This window comes from Mesorhizobium sp. USDA 4775 (assembly GCF_054062655.1).
Window position 1 is genome coordinate 2852916 of sequence record NZ_JBSSFM010000001.1, and the last position, 17737, is coordinate 2870652.

General features: G+C 61.0%; 13 protein-coding genes and 1 pseudogene. 6 read left to right on the forward strand and 8 right to left on the reverse strand.

Features of this window, described 5'->3' with window-relative positions:
• Nucleotides 1-792, reverse strand: coding sequence for an ABC transporter permease (locus ACVILI_RS13645; protein ID WP_019857040.1), 792 nt, complete (start codon nt 790-792; stop codon nt 1-3).
• A 502-nt stretch (nt 793-1294) separates the two neighbouring features.
• Here ACVILI_RS13645 and ACVILI_RS13650 point away from each other — a divergent pair.
• The gene (locus tag ACVILI_RS13650; protein WP_038645480.1) at nt 1295-2227 is read left to right on the forward strand and encodes a glycosyltransferase family 2 protein; all 933 of its coding nucleotides are present in this window, start codon (nt 1295-1297) and stop codon (nt 2225-2227) included.
• 197 nt (nt 2228-2424) lie between these two features.
• Here ACVILI_RS13650 and ACVILI_RS13655 read toward each other — a convergent pair whose 3' ends face one another.
• Nucleotides 2425-3876, reverse strand: coding sequence for a phosphomannomutase (locus ACVILI_RS13655; RefSeq protein WP_148307352.1), 1452 nt, complete (start codon nt 3874-3876; stop codon nt 2425-2427).
• A gap of 397 nt (nt 3877-4273) precedes the next feature.
• Here ACVILI_RS13655 and ACVILI_RS13660 point away from each other — a divergent pair, with 397 nt between their 5' ends.
• Nucleotides 4274-6262 (forward strand): nucleoside-diphosphate sugar epimerase/dehydratase, encoded by a 1989-nt coding sequence (locus ACVILI_RS13660; protein ID WP_019857043.1) that lies wholly within the window; start codon nt 4274-4276, stop codon nt 6260-6262.
• 154 nt (nt 6263-6416) lie between these two features.
• Nucleotides 6417-6971: a sugar transferase gene (locus ACVILI_RS13665; protein WP_171880397.1), complete on the forward strand. Its 555-nt coding sequence runs from the start codon at nt 6417-6419 to the stop codon at nt 6969-6971.
• On the opposite strand, the gene ACVILI_RS13670 is transcribed toward ACVILI_RS13665, so the two are convergent.
• Nucleotides 6950-7903 carry an NAD-dependent epimerase/dehydratase family protein gene (locus ACVILI_RS13670; protein ID WP_038645482.1) on the reverse strand — a complete coding sequence of 318 codons (954 nt, stop codon included), beginning with the start codon at nt 7901-7903 and terminating at the stop codon, nt 6950-6952. The two genes, ACVILI_RS13665 and ACVILI_RS13670, sit on opposite strands and share 22 nt — an antisense overlap.
• An 18-nt stretch (nt 7904-7921) precedes the next feature.
• Nucleotides 7922-9175, reverse strand: coding sequence for an O-antigen ligase family protein (locus ACVILI_RS13675; RefSeq protein ID WP_457102741.1), 1254 nt, complete (start codon nt 9173-9175; stop codon nt 7922-7924).
• A gap of 592 nt (nt 9176-9767) precedes the next feature.
• Between ACVILI_RS13675 and cysD the strand changes: the two are divergent.
• From cysD to cysQ, 3 genes and pseudogenes are all read left to right on the forward strand, one after another.
• Nucleotides 9768-10735, forward strand: a pseudogene (gene cysD, locus ACVILI_RS13680) (sulfate adenylyltransferase subunit CysD).
• Between the two features lie 2 nt (nt 10736-10737).
• On the forward strand, nt 10738-12675 hold the full coding sequence (gene cysN / locus ACVILI_RS13685) for a sulfate adenylyltransferase subunit CysN (RefSeq protein WP_019857048.1): 1938 nt from the start codon (nt 10738-10740) through the stop codon (nt 12673-12675).
• 10 nt (nt 12676-12685) lie between these two features.
• Entirely contained in the window at nt 12686-13477 is a 792-nt protein-coding gene (gene cysQ, locus ACVILI_RS13690; protein WP_019857049.1) for a 3'(2'),5'-bisphosphate nucleotidase CysQ, read from the forward strand.
• A gap of 13 nt (nt 13478-13490) precedes the next feature.
• Here the strand turns inward: cysQ and ACVILI_RS13695 are convergent, their stop codons facing one another.
• The 4 genes from ACVILI_RS13695 to ACVILI_RS13710 form a co-directional block, all read right to left on the reverse strand.
• Complete coding sequence (locus tag ACVILI_RS13695) at nt 13491-14633, reverse strand: DegT/DnrJ/EryC1/StrS family aminotransferase (protein ID WP_038645486.1); 1143 nt, start codon at nt 14631-14633, stop codon at nt 13491-13493.
• Between the two features lie 265 nt (nt 14634-14898).
• Nucleotides 14899-15822, reverse strand: coding sequence for a carbohydrate kinase family protein (locus tag ACVILI_RS13700; RefSeq protein ID WP_038645488.1), 924 nt, complete (start codon nt 15820-15822; stop codon nt 14899-14901).
• Nucleotides 15819-16265, reverse strand: a complete 447-nt coding sequence (locus ACVILI_RS13705; RefSeq protein ID WP_038645490.1) for an RbsD/FucU family protein — start codon at nt 16263-16265, stop codon at nt 15819-15821. The genes ACVILI_RS13700 and ACVILI_RS13705 overlap by 4 nt, the downstream gene beginning before the upstream one ends.
• Entirely contained in the window at nt 16266-17492 is a 1227-nt protein-coding gene (locus tag ACVILI_RS13710; protein WP_019857053.1) for an ROK family transcriptional regulator, read from the reverse strand.
• Between the last annotated feature and the right edge of the window lie 245 nt (nt 17493-17737).

Consider the following 17737-nt stretch of genomic DNA (forward strand, 5'->3'; position numbering starts at 1 on the left):
TCAGATCAGGAAAACGATGCGCTTGCGATAAAGGCCCAGCAGCAGCAGCGCAATAGCCCAGAGGCCGAGGCAGAAATAACCTGTCACCGCCAAGGAATGCCCCGGAAATATGCCCGCCGTGATCGGCTCGCGCACGCCCTCCAGGAAATAGGTGAACGGGTTCCAGTGATAGGCATATTCTTGAACGCCCTCTTGCCCACTATAGACCCAGAAGACAGGCGTGAAGAACATGCCCACCCGCATCAGGTTGCCAACGATGAATTCGCTATCGGGAAAGAATGCGCCCAGGAACGCAAAAACCACCACAAATGCAGGGGTTGCCAGGATGAGGAGCAACAATCCCACCAAGGACAGCAGCCAGTTTGTGTTGATTCCGTAACCGCTCAAAAGCAGAATGAGAACGCAACCCGCCAGCGAATAACCAGCTCGAATAATGCATTGCATCGTCAAGCGCATCACATACACGAACAACGGCAGCGTCGTGCCCTGAATGAAGCTCGCTTCGCGTTGGAAGAGAGACACGCTCATGGTGATGGTCTCGGTAAGATAGAACCACACCAGCATGCCGATGGCCACATAGGCTATATAGCTTGGGTTGCTTGCGTCCTTGGTCACGAAAACAAAGGCAAATGTGCCGACGAAAGCGAAATAGTTGACCAGCATCCAAAGCGGGCCGAGCGTCGTGCGTCTGTGCTGGTCGCCGATGTCCTCATGGGCAAGCGCGATCCAGACTCGGTGTAATCTCATGGCTTTTGAGATGTCGTCAAAAGCGCCGTTTAGTGCCGCAATCATAGCTGGGAATATCGCAATCCGTTGTTCTGGCGCATTGTCCTTCGCTGGCCATCGCGAACCACCACACCCATCTCTAATAGCCATTTCGACGGGCATATGGCAACGCATTGCGTCGTAACGAGGTCAAGAGCAGAGTCAACTGCGGCAAAACTGGGCACGTGCTGATACCGTGCGGTTTCTTTGTTAGCTGAGACTAATATCAGGCTCGCGGCAATCACCCAAGAATGATGCACCACGCTTGTCCATTGACCGTCCGCTCTTGCCGAAAAAACCTCTGGCTATGACTTCCAGCCCACAGTATGCGATACAAAGCGACGGGCCGGAAATCGCGCTTTGAGAAAACTGAACGGCCATGAGCGATTTTCGTGTTCGCACTTTGCTGGTGTTCACGTCCACGAGCCTGGAGCCTGGTGCCATCCGATGAAGCTGGAATCTGTATTCGGACTTCGGCCACGGATGCACCTCGCCTTCATGAAGAACTCAAGTAAGGTGTTCGACATTCGTGGATAGGGCAGATCTGCGCATAGCGGTGCTGATGGGCACGAAAGACGGCGCGGCGTTCATTGATGAGCAGTTGCAATCCCTGCTCGCACAGTCGCATCCGCTCATCGACCTCTGGATCTCCGACGATGGCTCCGTCGACGGCACGGTTCCCATCATCGAAGCCTGGAAGTCCCGCTGGACAAAGGGTCGAGTGACGTTGGTGGAGGGGCCGCACCGAGGGTTCGCCGCCAATTTCCGCTCGATGATACTCGACCGGCGTATCGATGCCGACTTCTATGCCTTCAGCGATCAGGACGATGTCTGGGAGCCGGACAGGCTGGAAAGTGCCATCCAATGGATGCAGGCGTTCGGCGCGGAAATGCCGTTGATGTTCTGCTCGCGAACCGCGACCATGACCGAAACGGGAAGCCTTGTCGGCCAGTCGCCATTGTTTCGGCGGCCGCCATCGTTCCGCAACGCGCTCGTGCAAAGCATCGCCGGCGGCAACACCATCCTGCTCAACCGCACGGCACGCGATCTGTTGGCAAGGGCTTCGGCACGCACGGGCTTCGTCAGCCACGACTGGTGGGCCTATCTGGTTGTCAGCGGTGCCGGCGGCGTTGTCCACTACGACCCGCGGCCCCTGGTGCACTACCGGCAGCACGCGGCGAACCTTGTCGGCGCCAACGTGTCGTGGCGGGCAAGGGTCTCGCGGCTTGGGCGCCTGTTCAAGGGCGAGTTTGCCGACTGGACCGATCTCAACCTTGCCGGTCTGGCGGTCAATCGCGACCTCCTTACGCCGGATGCCGCGGCGTGCCTCGACCTGTTCGCAAGCGGTCGGAAGGGCAGTCTTTTCCAGCGTTTGCGCACTCTGCCCGCAAGCGGTGTCTACCGGCAGACTCTTGCCGGGACCCTAGGGCTTTATCTCGCATTCGTCCTGGGTCGCATCTGAAATCGGATCGCTTCAAGGCGCGTGGTCGAGCGGTGACCTCGTGCTCTATTGGCCCGAGCGTTTCTTCGCTGTTACAAGTTGAGGGCGATACGTCGAGGAACGCCGAGCTGTTCTCGCATGAGGCCAGCGAATGCAGTGACCGCCGTCGGAAGGGGCTTGCGCCAGTGCGAGAACCATCTTCATGAGACGCCCGCGGTTTAATCCGTGGACGTGATCGCCCGCGCCCTCTCAAGCGTCAATGCCACGATCGCCGCCGCTCTGTCCGGGTTTGCAGCCTCCGAATAGCAGCGAAGTTCTGGTGCGTTGCCGGAGGGCCGCAAATGGATGATCTCACCAGTCTGCATTCGCATCCTTAAGCCGTCGGTCTCGTCGACTTCGGCAACGGTCCCGAAAGGCGCCAGGAATTGCTGCAATGCATCCCGATCCGCAAGGCGGCGCATCAAGCTGTGCGAGCTTTCCACCGGGAAGTTTTCAAGTCGCTCGCTTGCGCAAACCGGAAGCTTCCAAACCTCGCGCAGCTGCGACAGCGTTTTTCCTGTCGATGCAACCAGACCCAGGACGGCGAGGATCGGGAGTAGGGAATCCCGTGTCGGTAATGCCGTCAGTGTCTTTCCGCGCAGGGAACAATCCGATCCCAGGAGAACGCCGCCATTGGCCTCGAAGCCGACGACGATGCGACCGGCATGGTATGATGCTTCCATCCCTTCGATAACAAAGGGAGATCCGACCTTCGTTCTCACGACCTCGAAACCGAAAGCTTTCGAAATGCCCGAATTGGAGGTCACCGGCGTTACGACGACGTCTGCCCGCAAGAACAAGGCCGTGGCGAGGCCGATCAGGTCGCCGCGAAAGAGATCGCCATTTTCGTCGGCGATAAGCGGACGATCGGCATCGGCATCTGTCGACACGATGGCATCGAGGTCGAATTCCCCAGCCCAACGCTTGAATTTGGCAAGTGTGGTCGGGCTGACGGCTTCGGTGTCAACGGGCACGAAGGTCCCGGATTTCCCGACAGGCGTCACATGAGCGCCAAGGGATTGGAGAATCTCGACCAGCAGATCCGCCGCCACCGAGCTGTGCTGATAAACGCCGACCCTCATGCCGGAAAGGGAGCTGGGCTCCAATATGATCTCGGCGCGCGCGCGATAGGCGGCGATCGCCTGATCATGGCGTGTCGGCAAGGCCGTTCCTGGCGGAGGCGGAGGGCGATAGGCTCCCGATCTTCCGGCGGCGTATTGTGCCATGGCGGCTTCATCGGCCTTGCTGATCTCGCCGTGCGGGCCGTAAAATTTGATACCGTTGCGGTCAGCGGGAATATGCGAACCCGTCACCATAAGTGCCGCTGCGCCATGCTGCTGGCCGTACAGCGCCAAAGCCGGTGTTGGAATAGCGCCGCAATCGATCGGTTGAAGCCCGCTTGCCGCCAGGGCCGCCATGCAGTTGGCGGCAATGGTGGGGCTGCTGTCGCGTAAGTCACGGCCCACCAGCACCATGGCATTTGGCTGAATCCCGCCGGCAGCCAGGCGCCAGGCGAAAGCCTCAGTATAAAGCCCACTTGGGTTCCCGACCAGTTCCGAAGCCAGGCCTCTGAGGCCACTCGATCCAAATTTCATCACTTCGCTTTGGCTGATGAGAGGGAAGGTTGTCATATTGAGGTAGGTTCCCCTGTTAACCGAAAAGCGCTTTGCCGCCCACCCGAGGTTTCCTCGAGAGCTTGAAAAATAGTGCGTCGCGATGAACGAACGGGCAACGGCAGCGCTGTAGAAAGTGCGTCAGACGGCAGCCAATCGCATCGCCTGACCTGCTCCTGGCAACAGCGTGAACCTTAAACCTCCCCGCCGGTTGCGCGATATCCTGGTCGACACTTGATCCCGATCGAACCGTCTGTGAAGAAATCTCTGGCGATGACCTCACGTCCACGCTATGCGGTAGCGACGGCGGGGGCCGAGGATTTGACGCTGAGAACAGGTGGCCGGTGACGGATGGTATTCGATCTGACGCCGCATTAGTGTTGAAGTTCTCACGCCTGGAGTTCAATACTCGCCAATGACTTCCTATGCAGAAGCCGTGTTCGGATTTCGACCGAAGATACGGCGCGTCATCATCATGGTCCAGGACCTGCTCATGGTCCTGGTTGCGGTGGCGCTTAGTCTCGTCCTCTCCCGGTCAGACCTTTCGTTCGATGCATTCTCCTACCAAGGCCTGGTCACCTGGCTCGGGATCGTTCTCATCAGTCACCTGCTGTTCAGATATTGTGGTCTCTACACCACGATCTGGCGCTTTGCCTCGACTCCGGACTTTTTCAACATTCTGAAGAGCTGTGCGATTCTGACGGTCGTGCTCTATGCTCTTTCGTTGATGTTTCGTTTCATCCAGCCCGTGGCTGGCCTCAACGAACGCCAATTCATCGTCTTTTTCCTCGTTTCCTTTACCATCATATCGGCGCCGCGGCTGTTCTACCGATTTCTTCGCGACGGCGCGAGTTGGGGCATCCTTACCCACAGGGTCGACAAAGTGCAGGCCAGGCGGGCGCTGTTCGTCGGTCGGCTTGGTGAGGCCGACCTGATCATTCGCTTCACGCGCACGGCAGAGCCGACCGATTATTCCATTGCCGGCATCATGGCGACCGAGCGTGGCGCACCGTTGGGTACACGGATTCAAGGTGTTCCCGTGGTGGCGTCCCGGCCACGCCTGATCGATGTCCTGGAGGACTACGCCGCCGGCACCAGGAGCATCGACCTGCTTATTTTCGGCAGCGGTGTCGAGCATGAGATCGAGGAATATTCCGAGCTTGTGCGTGTCGCCCGGCATGGCGGCATAACCGTCTTGCAGTTCTCGAGCCTTTCGCAGCTTGGGCAGGAGGGAAAGATCGTTCTCGACGAAGTCGAGATGGAAACGATCCTGCGCCGCCCGACCGTGCCGTCCGATATCGCGCGTATTGGTGCCTTCGTCGACGGCAAGCGCGTCCTGGTGACGGGAGGCGCCGGATCTATCGGCCGCACGCTGGTCAAGCGGTCGCTGGAGCTGGGAGCAGGGGCGGTGCTGGTCGCCGACAATTCCGAGTTCGGCATCTTCCAGTTGAGCCAGTATGTCGACGAAAAGGACCATGATCGCCTGAAGGTGCGCATTGTCGATGTCGCGGACCGGCGTCAGATGACGCGTGTCGTCACGGAATTCAAACCGGACATCATCTTTCATGCCGCGGCTCTGAAGCACGTTCCGCTGCTCGAGGAGAACTGGGAATCAGCTATCCAGACCAATGTTTTCGGTACGCTTGTCTGCGCTGAGGTTGCCGCCAAATGCGGTGTTCCGCAGTTCCTGCTCATATCGAGCGACAAGGCCGTGGATCCGACCTCGGTGCTTGGCATCACAAAGAGAGCCGCCGAGCAACTCGTCAGTTCCTTGCACGAAAGCCACGCAATCGCGCCGGACGGGCGCCGTTCCGGAACCAAATTCATAGCCGTGCGGTTCGGCAACGTGTTTGGCTCCAATGGTTCGGTGGCGACCATCTTCCAGGCACAGATCGAAGCCGGCGGCCCGGTCACGATTACCGATCGACGCATGACCCGTTATTTCATGACGGTGGCGGAAGCCGTCGACCTCGTCATCATGGCGGCCGCCGACGCCCAGTCGCGTAACGGCAAGGACGACTATGCCATCTATATGCTGGACATGGGCAAACCCGTGCCGATTCTCGAAGTCGCGGAAACCATGATCCGCATGGCCGGCAAGACGCCCTATGCGGATATCCCGATCCGCTTCACCGGTATCAGACCCGGCGAGAAGCTGCATGAGACGCTCCAGGGCGCCAATGAAGAGATCATCACGCTCGACATCGCCAAGATCTTCGGTCTCAGGACCGATGTGGTGGCGTGGCCTAGGGTTCAGGCCTCGCTGGCCGCGTTGCAGGCGGCAATGAAGAGCCAGGACAAGGCTTCCGCCCTTGCCGTGTTGGCGCAACTCCATCTGCCGGAGACGCCAGCGCCCGACACGCGGCAGGAAACTGGTCCGAGAACGGTCGGGCAAGCAGGTTAGATACGTTGCAGCTGACGGTTGAATGGCGGGATTTTGCCTGGATATCGATTCCGCGGCCGGCGGTGTCGGAGCAATTTCCGCCGGGAAAGCGCTTCTGGCTTTTGCTGGGGAAACCGTTTCACACTCTTCCTAAAATGGCTCTAGTGATCAGGGGATGGCCGTGAAGGGACTGAAGCGCGCCTTCGATCTCGTCGCGGCAGTCTTGCTGTTGTTGGTGACATCCCCTGTTCTATTGCTCTGCATGCTTGCGGTGCGGGCATCGTCGCCCGGTCCGGTGATTTTTTCACAGACGCGGGTCGGCCGCGATGGTGTGTTGTTTCGCTGCCACAAATTGCGGACGATGTATCAGGGAACGCCGTCCTTGCCCTCGCACGAGGCGCCAGCAAATGCCGTGACCGCGGTCGGAAGGACCTTGCGGAAGTTCAAGCTCGATGAGCTGCCGCAATTCTGGAATGTTCTTCGGGGCGAGATGAGCCTGGTCGGGCCGCGCCCTTGCCTGCCGACACAGACGGAACTGATCGAGCGCCGCCGGCAGCTGGGGGTTTTGGCGGCACGACCGGGCATTACCGGCATGGCCCAGATCAGGGGCATCGACATGTCCAACCCGCAGCTTCTGGCCGAAACGGATGCCGCCTATCTCAGGACGGTGTCGTTCTCGCTCGACCTTCGCATCCTATTTGGAACGCTCTATCGCCACGGGGGCGATTGAGCGTCTCCGAGCCGCGCTATTTCGGCCAGCCGCTCCAGCGTCCCGGTTTCCGGCAGCCAGCCTTCGGATACGAGCAGGGAAGGGTCGCATATCTGTGTCGCGGTCAGGCTGTCCCAGGACGCCCGCTTGCCCAAGAGGATCGCGGCTGCACGCAACGGCTTGGCGTGCATGGCCACAAGGCGCCTCGGCCGTCCGAAACCGTCGCGAAAGGCGCCGACAATGTCGGCGATCGAAACCGGCGGCACATCGCTGGCGACATAGATCGATCGCAGCCGCCCCGAAAGGCTGAGAAGATGCCATACCGCGCCTGCCGTCGATTGCGATGACAGCAGCGAGCGGGTTCCCGTCAGGGCACCTCTCGGCAGCGGCAGGCCCGTATCGGCCAGGCGCATCAGCGCCGCCAAGTTTCCTTTCATGCCGGCCCCGTAGACTGGGGGCAGTCGCAATACGGTGGCGTCGGAACGGCCATACGACGCATAGGCGTCCAGCACCCCGATCTCTGCTTCGCGCTTCGAGCGCCCATAGGCGCATTGCGGATGGGGAATCGTGTCCTCGTCGATCGTTGCGCTGACGCGCGCGCCGATCACGGCCCGGATCGAGGAGAGCAGGATGAACCGTCCACTTGCCTGTTCGGCCACAGCCTGCGCCAGCCTTGCGCTCAATTCCGCATTGGCCGCCCGAAAATCGGTTTCGGTGGCGTTGCCCTCATCATTGTTCAGACCCGCGCAATGAACGACATCGGTAACCCCCCTGGCAAGCGCCAGGAAGGCAGCCGCCGGCGCATCGACATCGGGCATCTGCATGGCATCATGTCCCGGACCAAGCCTCTCCGGGTAGCGGGACGCGAGGCGGAGCTCGGTGCCCGCCTCGCGAAGCCGATGCACCACCTGACGACCGATGAAGCCTGTCGCGCCTGTGACCAGGACTTTCATTGGTCTTGCCCCGAACGGCTATTGAGTGAAGCGAAGCGCCCGATGTTCCATCCCTGGAAGAAGGGCGTCTTCCGTCACCGGCGGAAGCACGCGCTCTTCCGTCTCGGGCGGAAACGCCTGGTCTTGCGGCAACGGAGCCTGACGGCCCGAGGCGAGATACGTTCCCGACACCAGGAAGACCATCAGCACCGAGTCCAGAATGTCGTGGCCAATCAGGATGCCTGTCATCCCGGACGTGAGATAGGTGATCACCACGATGACGATCATCGTAGCGCCAAAACGCTCGATCGGGTCGGTGCTATTTCGCAAAACCACGGCTGCATTCCTGGCGGCAACGACGAAGATCGCCGCCAGCGTCAAGGCGCCCAGAAGTCCTGCCTGCACCAGGGCTGTCAGGAAGCCGTTGTGGAAATGATTGAAGCCTGCATCCATCCCGAACTGATCGTGGAAGCCCTGTTTTATCAAGGCCTGGGTGGCACCTACTCCATGTCCGAACAGCGGCATCTCACGAAACGCTTTCAGACCAATGTCCCACACGGCCAATCGCAATCCTATAGCCGTCGTGTGGTCACCCTTGAGGGCGAGCGCGTCCAAGTCGGAACGCAGAAAGTCGACACGCCCGGATATGGTCTGGAAGCCGACAGCAGCGATCACGGCGCCGGCCGCCAGCAACAGCACCAGCAGGCGAATGGCGTTCCTTCCCTTGAGCCTATGCTGGTTGATCAGCAGAACGGCGATACCGGCAATCAGCAGTGCCAGCCAGACAATTCGGGTGCCGGAGTAGATGATGGCGATCGTCCCGCCAAGTGCCGCACAAATGAGGGCGATCCTGTGTCTCTCTGTATCCGACAGAGCGCCTGCCACGCAGACCACCACGGCAAGGCAGAGGACCTCCGCGAACACAATTGCATTCCCGGCCCCACCCTCGGCGCGGATACCAAGCCAATGTTGTTGGAAGACCGCCAGAAGCAGCGCGACAAAACAGGCCGCCATGCTGCTCAGCACGATGATACGGACAAGCGTTGTCTTCTGCGTAATGCTCCAGGTCGAATAGGAGATGGGGAAAAACAGGAAGGTGACAAGCGGGATCAGGTGCAATGCATCCCTGGCGATCGCGTGGTTGACGATGGACGCCACCAGATTGGCCGCGCAATAGGCATAGATCGCGATCGTCATCGCCATCATCGCCGGGTCGATATTGAAGCGCCTTTTCCTGAGAGCGAGCAACAGGACGGACCACAGAGCGCCGCCATTGAACACGAAGCTGACCACCGATCCCAAAACCGGTGGAAAAAAGAAGCAAAGAATGGAGAAGTAGATATTGATCCGCGAAGGCGTGAGTTGCTGTCTTGCAGACGAAAGACCGGTCAAGTTTTCGGGCCCGCTATTCTCGAGTAGCTCTATGCGGCACATCCTGTTCGGCGGAACCGAATGTGCTCGCGTTGAAATTTGCCCATGCCTGATGACGCATCTTGCCCGCTTCCGGAGGTTGTATAGCGGCTGGGCTGTCTTTTCGATAGTGCGGTGGAGCTTGTCGTCACCTAAAATCGGCGGCCGGTGCCCGACGATTGGGAATGGGCTCAAGCAGCGTCTGTCGTCATGGTCTGCCGAGCAATTTTTTCCCGGCCTTTTCCCGGCTGCAGGCATTGCGAACAGAAATTTCCGGGTTTTGGCGAAAGCATGGAAAAATCATTCCCGAACTGACTGCTGCCGGGCTCGTCTTGCATTGTTTTGCCGTGCGCCGATCTGCTAGAACGCCCGCACGAAACACTTTGTCCAGAAGCGACGCTTGAACCGGGCACAAAAGCTCGATGATTTGACGCAAGGACTTCTGTCGCAAGGCACGAGAGAACGCTCACAGTCTATGATAACAGCGCTTACGCATCTGCAGCGGCTTGAAGCCGAGTCCATCCACATTTTCCGAGAGGTTGCGGCCGCCTTTGCCAAGCCGGTCATGCTCTATTCGGTCGGCAAGGATTCATCCGTGCTGATGCATCTGGCAATGAAGGCGTTCTATCCCGCCAAGCCGCCTTTCCCGTTTCTTCATGTCGACACGACCTCCCCCCCCCATCACCAACACTCCCCCCCCCCCTGCTCCCTCCCCCTTCTCCCACCCCCCCCTGGAAGTTCCGCGAGATGATCGCTTTCCGCGATCAGATGGCGCAAAAACACGGCTTCGACCTTTTGGTGCATGTTAATGAAGACGGTGTGCGCGACAACATCAATCCGTTCGACCACGGCTCGAACACCCACACCCACGTGATGAAGACGGTGGCGCTGCGCCAGGCGCTCGACAAATACGGTTTCGATGCCGCCTTTGGCGGCGCCCGCCGCGACGAGGAGAAGTCGCGCGCCAAGGAGCGCATATTCTCGTTCCGCAATGCCCAACATGTCTGGGATCCGAAGAACCAGCGTCCCGAAATGTGGAAGATCTTCAACACCCGCATCGCATCGGGTGAATCGATCCGCGTTTTCCCGCTGTCGAACTGGACCGAGCTCGATATCTGGCAGTACATCCTGCAGGAGAACATTCCGATCGTGCCGCTCTATTTCGCCAAGGAACGGCCGGTGGTGGAGCGTGACGGGATGCTGATCCTCAAGGACGACGACCGCATGAAACTGCGCCCCGGCGAGACAGTGGAGAACCGCCTGGTGCGGTTCCGCACTTTGGGCTGCTATCCGCTCACCGGCGCCATCGAATCCGATGCCGACACGCTCGAAGCCATCGTCGGCGAGATGCTGACCGCGCGCACATCCGAGCGGCAGGGCCGCCTGATCGACCGTGACGAAGCCGGCTCGATGGAAAAGAAGAAGCGCGAGGGGTATTTCTGACCATGCGTCACATCATGGCAAAAAGCCTCGCCCCCACCGACAGCATCCGCGACTACCTGGCCGCGCAGGAAAAGAAGTCGCTGCTGCGCTTCCTGACCTGCGGTTCGGTCGACGACGGCAAGTCGACGCTGATCGGCCGCCTTTTGTCCGACACCAAGCAGATTTTCGAGGATCAGCTTGCCGCGCTCGAACGCGATTCGCGCAAGCACGGCACCACCGGCGATGACATCGATTTCGCGCTGCTGGTCGATGGTCTCGAGGCCGAGCGCGAGCAAGGCATCACCATCGATGTCGCCTACCGCTTCTTCGCCACGCCGAAGCGCAAGTTCATCGTCGCCGACACGCCCGGCCATGAACAATACACGCGCAACATGGCGACAGGCGCCTCGACCGCCGATCTGGCGATCGTGCTGATCGATGCGAGGCAAGGGGTGCTGCGCCAGACGAGGCGTCATTCGATCATCGCCTCGCTGCTCGGCATCCGCCACATCGTGCTGGCCGTCAACAAGATCGATCTCGTCGATTTCGACCAGGCGGTCTTCGACCGGATCGTCAAAGACTACGGCCAATTCTCGCGCGATCTCGGCTTCCAGACCATCGTGCCGATCCCGATGTCGGCCCGCTACGGCGACAATGTCAGCGGCCGCTCCGACAACATGCAGTGGTATTCCGGCCCGACGCTGATCGAGCACCTCGAGAGCGTTTCGGTCGAAGAGGCTGCCGCCGAGCAGCCGTTCCGTTTTCCGGTGCAGTACGTCAATCGCCCAAATCTCGATTTCCGCGGCTTTGCCGGCACGATCGCGTCCGGCGCCATCGTACAAGGCGACGAGGTCGTCGTCGCCAAATCCGGCAAGTCCTCGCATGTCAAACGCATTGTCGCTCATGGCGGCGATCTCAAACAGGCGGTGGCCGGCCAGGCCATCACGCTTGTTCTCGACGACGAGGTGGAGGTCTCCAGAGGCAATATGCTGGTTTCGCCGGCCGCCAGGCCGCAGGTCGCCGATCAGTTCGCAGCCAACATCGTCTGGTTTGATGAGCATGCGCTGCTGCCGGGCCGCTCCTACATCCTGCGCACCGAAACCGACCAGACCAGCGCCACCGTCACCGACCTGAAATACCGCATCAACGTCAACGACTTCGCCCATGAGGCGGCCAAGTCGCTTGAAATGAACGAAGTCGGCATCTGCAACATCTCGACACGGGCGCCGATCGCCTTCGATCCCTTCGCCGAGAACCGGACCACAGGCGCCTTCATCCTGATCGACCGCATCTCGAACGCCACCGTCGGCGCGGGCATGATCGTGCACTCGCTGCGTCGTGCCGAGAACATCCACTGGCAATCGCTCGATGTCGGCAAGCGCGTGCGCGCCGACATGAAGAACCAGCGCCCTGCCGTGTTCTGGTTCACCGGGCTTTCCGGCTCCGGCAAGTCGACCATCGCCAACCTGTTCGAGAAGAAGCTGTTCGCCACCGGCCGGCACACCTATATTCTGGACGGCGACAATGTCCGTCACGGTCTCAACCGCGATCTCGGCTTCACCGATGCCGACCGCGTCGAGAACATCCGCCGGGTCGCTGAAGTGGCCAAGCTGATGGCCGATGCCGGGTTGATCGTCATTGTCTCGTTCATTTCGCCGTTCAGCGCCGAACGGCGCGTGGCGCGCGAATTGATGGCCGATGGCGAGTTCATCGAGGTGTTTGTCGACACGCCCTTCGAGGAATGCGCCAGGCGTGATCCGAAGGGGCTTTATGCGCGCGCGCTGAATGGCGAGATCAAGAATTTCACCGGCGTGGATTCACCTTACGAAGCACCGGAAAACCCGGAGATCCATCTGAAGACGCTCGGCAAATCGGCGGAAGAGATGGTAGATGCCCTGGAACATTGGCTGAATGAGCGCGACATTGCCGAAGACCAATATGAAAGTGGCGGCGGTATCTGACGATAGGTCGATGCTCGACATCTTCGAGCGGCTGGCCCTGGCGGCTGGACGTGAGGTGATGCGCGTCTTCCACGCCGGCTGCGCCGTCGACCGGAAATCGGACGCCTCGCCGGTGACTGAGGCGGACCGCGAGAGCGAGAAGATCATCCTCTCCGGCCTGCGCGCGGCATTTCCCGACATTCCCTGCGTGGCCGAAGAGGAAGCGGCGGCTGGAATCATGCCGACCGATCTCGGCGAGGCCTTTTTCCTTATTGACCCGCTCGACGGCACCAAGGAATTCGTCAATCGCCGCACCGACTTCACCGTCAACATCGCGCTTGTCCGCCATGGCGTGCCGGAAGTCGGCGTCGTCTTCGCGCCTTGCACCGGCCGCTTCTTTTCGGGACGGCCGGGCAGCGCGGAAGCCCTGGAAATCGATGACGACTATCAGATCATCGGCCGCCGGCCGATTTCGGTGAGGGCGGCCGCGTCACCGCTGGCCGTGGTTGCCAGCCGCTCCCACAACACGCCGGAAACCGAAGCCTATATTCGCGACCTCGGCGCCGCCGAGATCGTTTCCGTTGGGTCGTCCTTGAAATTCTGCCTTCTTGCCAGCGCCGAGGCGGATGTCTATCCGCGCTTTGGACGCACCATGGAATGGGACACCGCGGCGGGCGACGCGGTGCTGCGCGCGGCTGGCGGTACGACACGCACGCTGGACGGCAAGCCCTTGGCTTACGGCAAACGCGACCAGGCCGACGACGAGGATTTCGCCAATCCGCATTTCATCGCCAGCGGCAGGGCAGGGGCGAGCCCCGCCTGAGAGTCGCTGCCTACTACTCGGCTGCGGCCTGCGCCGAGTTCGAGCCGATATAGTTGCGGATCGTCTCGATGATCAGGTCCTGGTCGGCTTCGCTGAGATAGGGGTGCATCGGCAGGCACAGGATGCGCTTCGGCAGCTCCTCCGAGACGGCAAGACCGGTCGGCGTACGTGGGTAGTCGCTATAGGCGACCTGCGCATGCAGCGGCTTGACGTAGTAGATGACGGACGGAATGCCCTTTTCGCTCAGATGCGCCTTCAGGCCGTCGCGCTTGGGCGTCTCGATGGCGTACTGCGCCCAGGCCGAACGGCTGCCATCGAGGTTGCGGGCTGCGGTGACCATGTCGCCCAGCCCTTCGGCATAGCGGTTTGCCACCACCTGGCGCGCCACCATCTCGTCTTCGAGAATGGCGAGCTTTTCGATGAGGATCGCCGCCTGCAGCGTGTCGAGCCGCGAATTGATGCCGACGCGGATGTTGTCGTACTGCGTCTCGCCCTTGCCGTGGAAGGCAAAGGAACGCAGCTTGTCGGCCATCTCGTCGTCGTTGGTGAACATCGCGCCGCCATCGCCATAGCAGCCAAGCGGCTTGGCGGGATAGAAGCTGGTCGAGCCGACATGGCCGAACGCACCGCACATCTTGCCGTCAAGCGACCCACCCATCGACTGGGCGGCGTCCTCGATCACCAACAGCCCTTCGCGGTTGGCGATCGCCATGATCGCATCGTAATCGGCGGCGAGGCCGAACAGGTCGACCGGGATAATCGCCTTCGGCTTCAGCCGGCCTTCCTTCTTGATCATGGCGATGGCCGCCTCGAGGCTGGCGATGTCGATGTTGTAGGTCACCGGATCGACATCGACGAAGACAGGTTCCGCCTTGGCCAGTGCCACCACTTCGGCGGTGGCGGCGAAAGTGAAGCTCGGCACGAACACGGCATCGCCCGGGCCGATCCCGGCGGCAAACAGCGGCAGCAGCAGCGCATCGGTGCCGTTGGCGCAGGCCACGACATGTTTGGTGCCGATATAGGCAGCAAGCTTCTTCTCGAACTCCGCGACCTGCGGGCCCAGGATGTAACGGCCGTCCTCGACGACATGGTCGATCGCGGCCTTCAGCCGGTCGCGGATGCGTTCGCGCTGTGCGCCAAGATCGATGAACTGCATGTCAGCCTCAAAAACGATTTTTGACCGGGCGGTCTGGCCAAATAACAACGGCCGCTGGTACCAGAGTTGCGCTTGCCGAGAAAGCCGGACAGCCACAGCTGCCAATTGCCTGGGTGTCGCAGTCTGTTACCTCCGATTTCCGGCGTATCTTCACAAGATGCCGGAAATCCGGGCTTCGTCGGGCGCGTTTGCGCCCTTATAGTCCCGCTGGGCGGCCCCGCGAAACATAAAGTGATCGGCTGGCTCAACTTAAATTGAGCGTTACTCAGGCGATTTCATGCCGCCATGGCGGATTGGCGCCCGCGCGCGACACGGTCACTGCCGCTGCCTTGGCACCAAGCGCCAATGCCTTGCGAATGGCGTCTTGCGGAAGGCCGCCGATGGCCGCCTTCGTCAGCAGGCCCTGTTCATGCAGCGAGGCAAGGATGCCGGCGTTGAACGTATCGCCCGCGCCGACCGTGTCGACCACCTCGACCTTTTCCGGCATCACGGTGACGGTGTGGTCTTTGGTGTAACCGACGGCACCTTCGCTGCCATGGGTCACGACGATCAGCTTGGGTCCGCGGTCGAGCCAGTTGCGGATGACATCCTCGTGCGAGCCGGCTTCGCCGAACCATTGGAGGTCTTCGTCCGACAGTTTCACGATGTCGGCCATCGCCATCATCTCGCGGATGCGCCTGAGGTGCTTGGCCTTGTCCGGGATGAAGTTCGGCCTGATGTTGGGGTCGAGCATCATGACGCGGCTTGCATGCTCGCGCCGCATGAACTCTTCATAGGCGCCGCCGGCGGGCTCCGAGATCAGGCTGATGGCGCCGAACAGCATGGCCTCGATCTCGTTGCCGAGCGACGGCAGGTCGTCGATCGTCAGCATGCGCCCCGCGGTGTTCTCGTCGTAGAACGTGTAGGTCGCCTGGCCATTGGTGAGCCGCACGAAAGCGAGCGTGGTCGGCCTGGGCGAGGTGTGCGCATAGGTGGAACTGACCTTGCTCGCGCCCAGCGCATCCCTGAACTGGCCGCCGAAAAGATCCGACGACAGGCCCGAAAAGAAGCCGGCCGGTGCGCCCAATCGGCCAAGCGCGATCGCCGTGTTGAACACCGCGCCGCCGACATAGGGGGCAAAGGCCGGCTCGCCCTGCGTCGTGATGCGCGGCAGCATGTCGATCAGGGCTTCGCCGCAGCAAAGGATCATGGCGTCTTGGTCTCCGGCGGATAGATCACGCCCTTGCGGATGATGATGTTGGCGTAAAGCCTGGGCTCGCTTGTCGCGACAATGGCATGCGCCGACTTGACCCGTGCATAGAAGTCGGCGCCGGCCAGTGCAACCACCTTGCGGCCCGGTGCGTGCTTGGCGCAGATCGCCTCGATCTCGTGATGGACTGGATCGGCAATCGAGGGATTGCCTTTGACCGAGGCGCGAAACAGGGCTTCCGGAACGGCGTCGTCGACCGGCAGCACGCTCAGGATCGCATCGAGCACGGGAATGAGATGATGACCATCGACCCGGATCAGGCGCTTTGCCTGCTCCTCGGCCGGATAGTTTCCGTCGACCAGGGCGATCTCATCGCCATGGCCCATGGCGCGCAGTGTCGCCAGAAGGTCCGGACCGAGCAGCGCCGGGATTCCGATAAGCATTCAGGCGCTCCTGGAAATGGTCGTCGAGCCGATCAGGAAGCGCTCGGAAAGCGGCAGGCTGGCGCCGCCGAGCGCCCGGGCATGAATGCCGACGGTCCCCTCGCGAACGGCGGGAAGTTTCAGACCTTCGCCGTCGATTGTCGCAATGGCCGCGATGATGGCATCGACCAGCCTGCGGCGCACCGCCTGCGGCATCCAGCCGTCGACCACCGCCGCCTCGAAATCGATGACCGAGGACGCCGCGACGATGGCATAGGCGAGCGCCTGTGAAGCGCTGGCGATCCAGTCGGCGAGTTCGGGACCGATCTCGCCCCAGTCCTCGGGCGAGGTCCATAGATGCGAGGCCTCGACGCCGCGGGCATTGAGCGCTTTTTCCAGCATGGCGATCGACGCCACGTCGATCAACTGGGTAGGTTTGCCGTCTGGTCCAGGCACCGGCATGGAGCCGAGCGCGCCTGCATTGCCGGTTGGCCCGCCGAACAGCCGGCCGTTGAGCACGATGCCGCCGCCGGCGAAGGCGCCGATATAGAAATAGACGAAGTCACGCGCGCCGCCCGCCTGGCCGAAGACGAGCTCGGCGCCGCAGGCCGAGGTGGCGTCGTTCTGCAGATAGACCGGAAAATCACATTGCGACTGGATATCGGCCCTGATGTCGCGGTGGCGCCATTCGTCCATGACATCGCGCGGCGCACCGGCGGTGTCGGCCCAGTTCCACAGTTCGAACGGCATGGCGATGCCGAGCCCGGCGATGCGCTTGTCCTGTGCCGGTGTCAGTTCGCCGCGCATCTTTTTCATGCCTGAAGTCACGAATTCTACCGTCTCGCGCGGCGCCGGATAGCGATAGGAGTGCTGCAGCATCGAGCGCACGTGCCCAAGAAAATCGATCAGCACCAGTTCCGCGCTGCGGCGGCCGATCTTGAGGCCGATGAAGAAGGCGCCCTCCGGATTGAGCGCCATAGGTATGGAGGGCTGGCCGATCTTGCCGCGCAGCGGCGCCTGGCGCACGAGCAGGCCTTCTTCCTCGAGTTCGCGCATGATGACCGAAACCGTCTGCGCCGAAAGTCCAGTCATGCGGGCGATGTCGGATTTCGCCAGGCTGCCTTGCTGGCGCACCAGCGAGAGCACCAGCCGCTCGTTGTGATCGCGCATGCCGCTCTGGTTGGTGCCGCGGTGAATCAGGCTGTCATTCGCTTCGGGCGAACCGTGCCTCGCAGTGGCGGTCTCCACCCTGTTCCTCCCATCGTTTCCCCTCAATGCTTTTGGGCCAGAATGAGTGAACGACGCAAGGCTGTCAATAATAAATAAGAGTGATTTAATTATTGACAGCGGCTGCGGTCTGGTGTCTGTTGAGGCGGCGTCCACGCTGGGAGAATTTCGTAGGATGCGCCGTAGATGCCGGTTGGTCGGCATCCGGAATGGTTCCACTGGGAGGAAGATCGTGACCAATACAAAATTGTTGAAATCGACCGTGT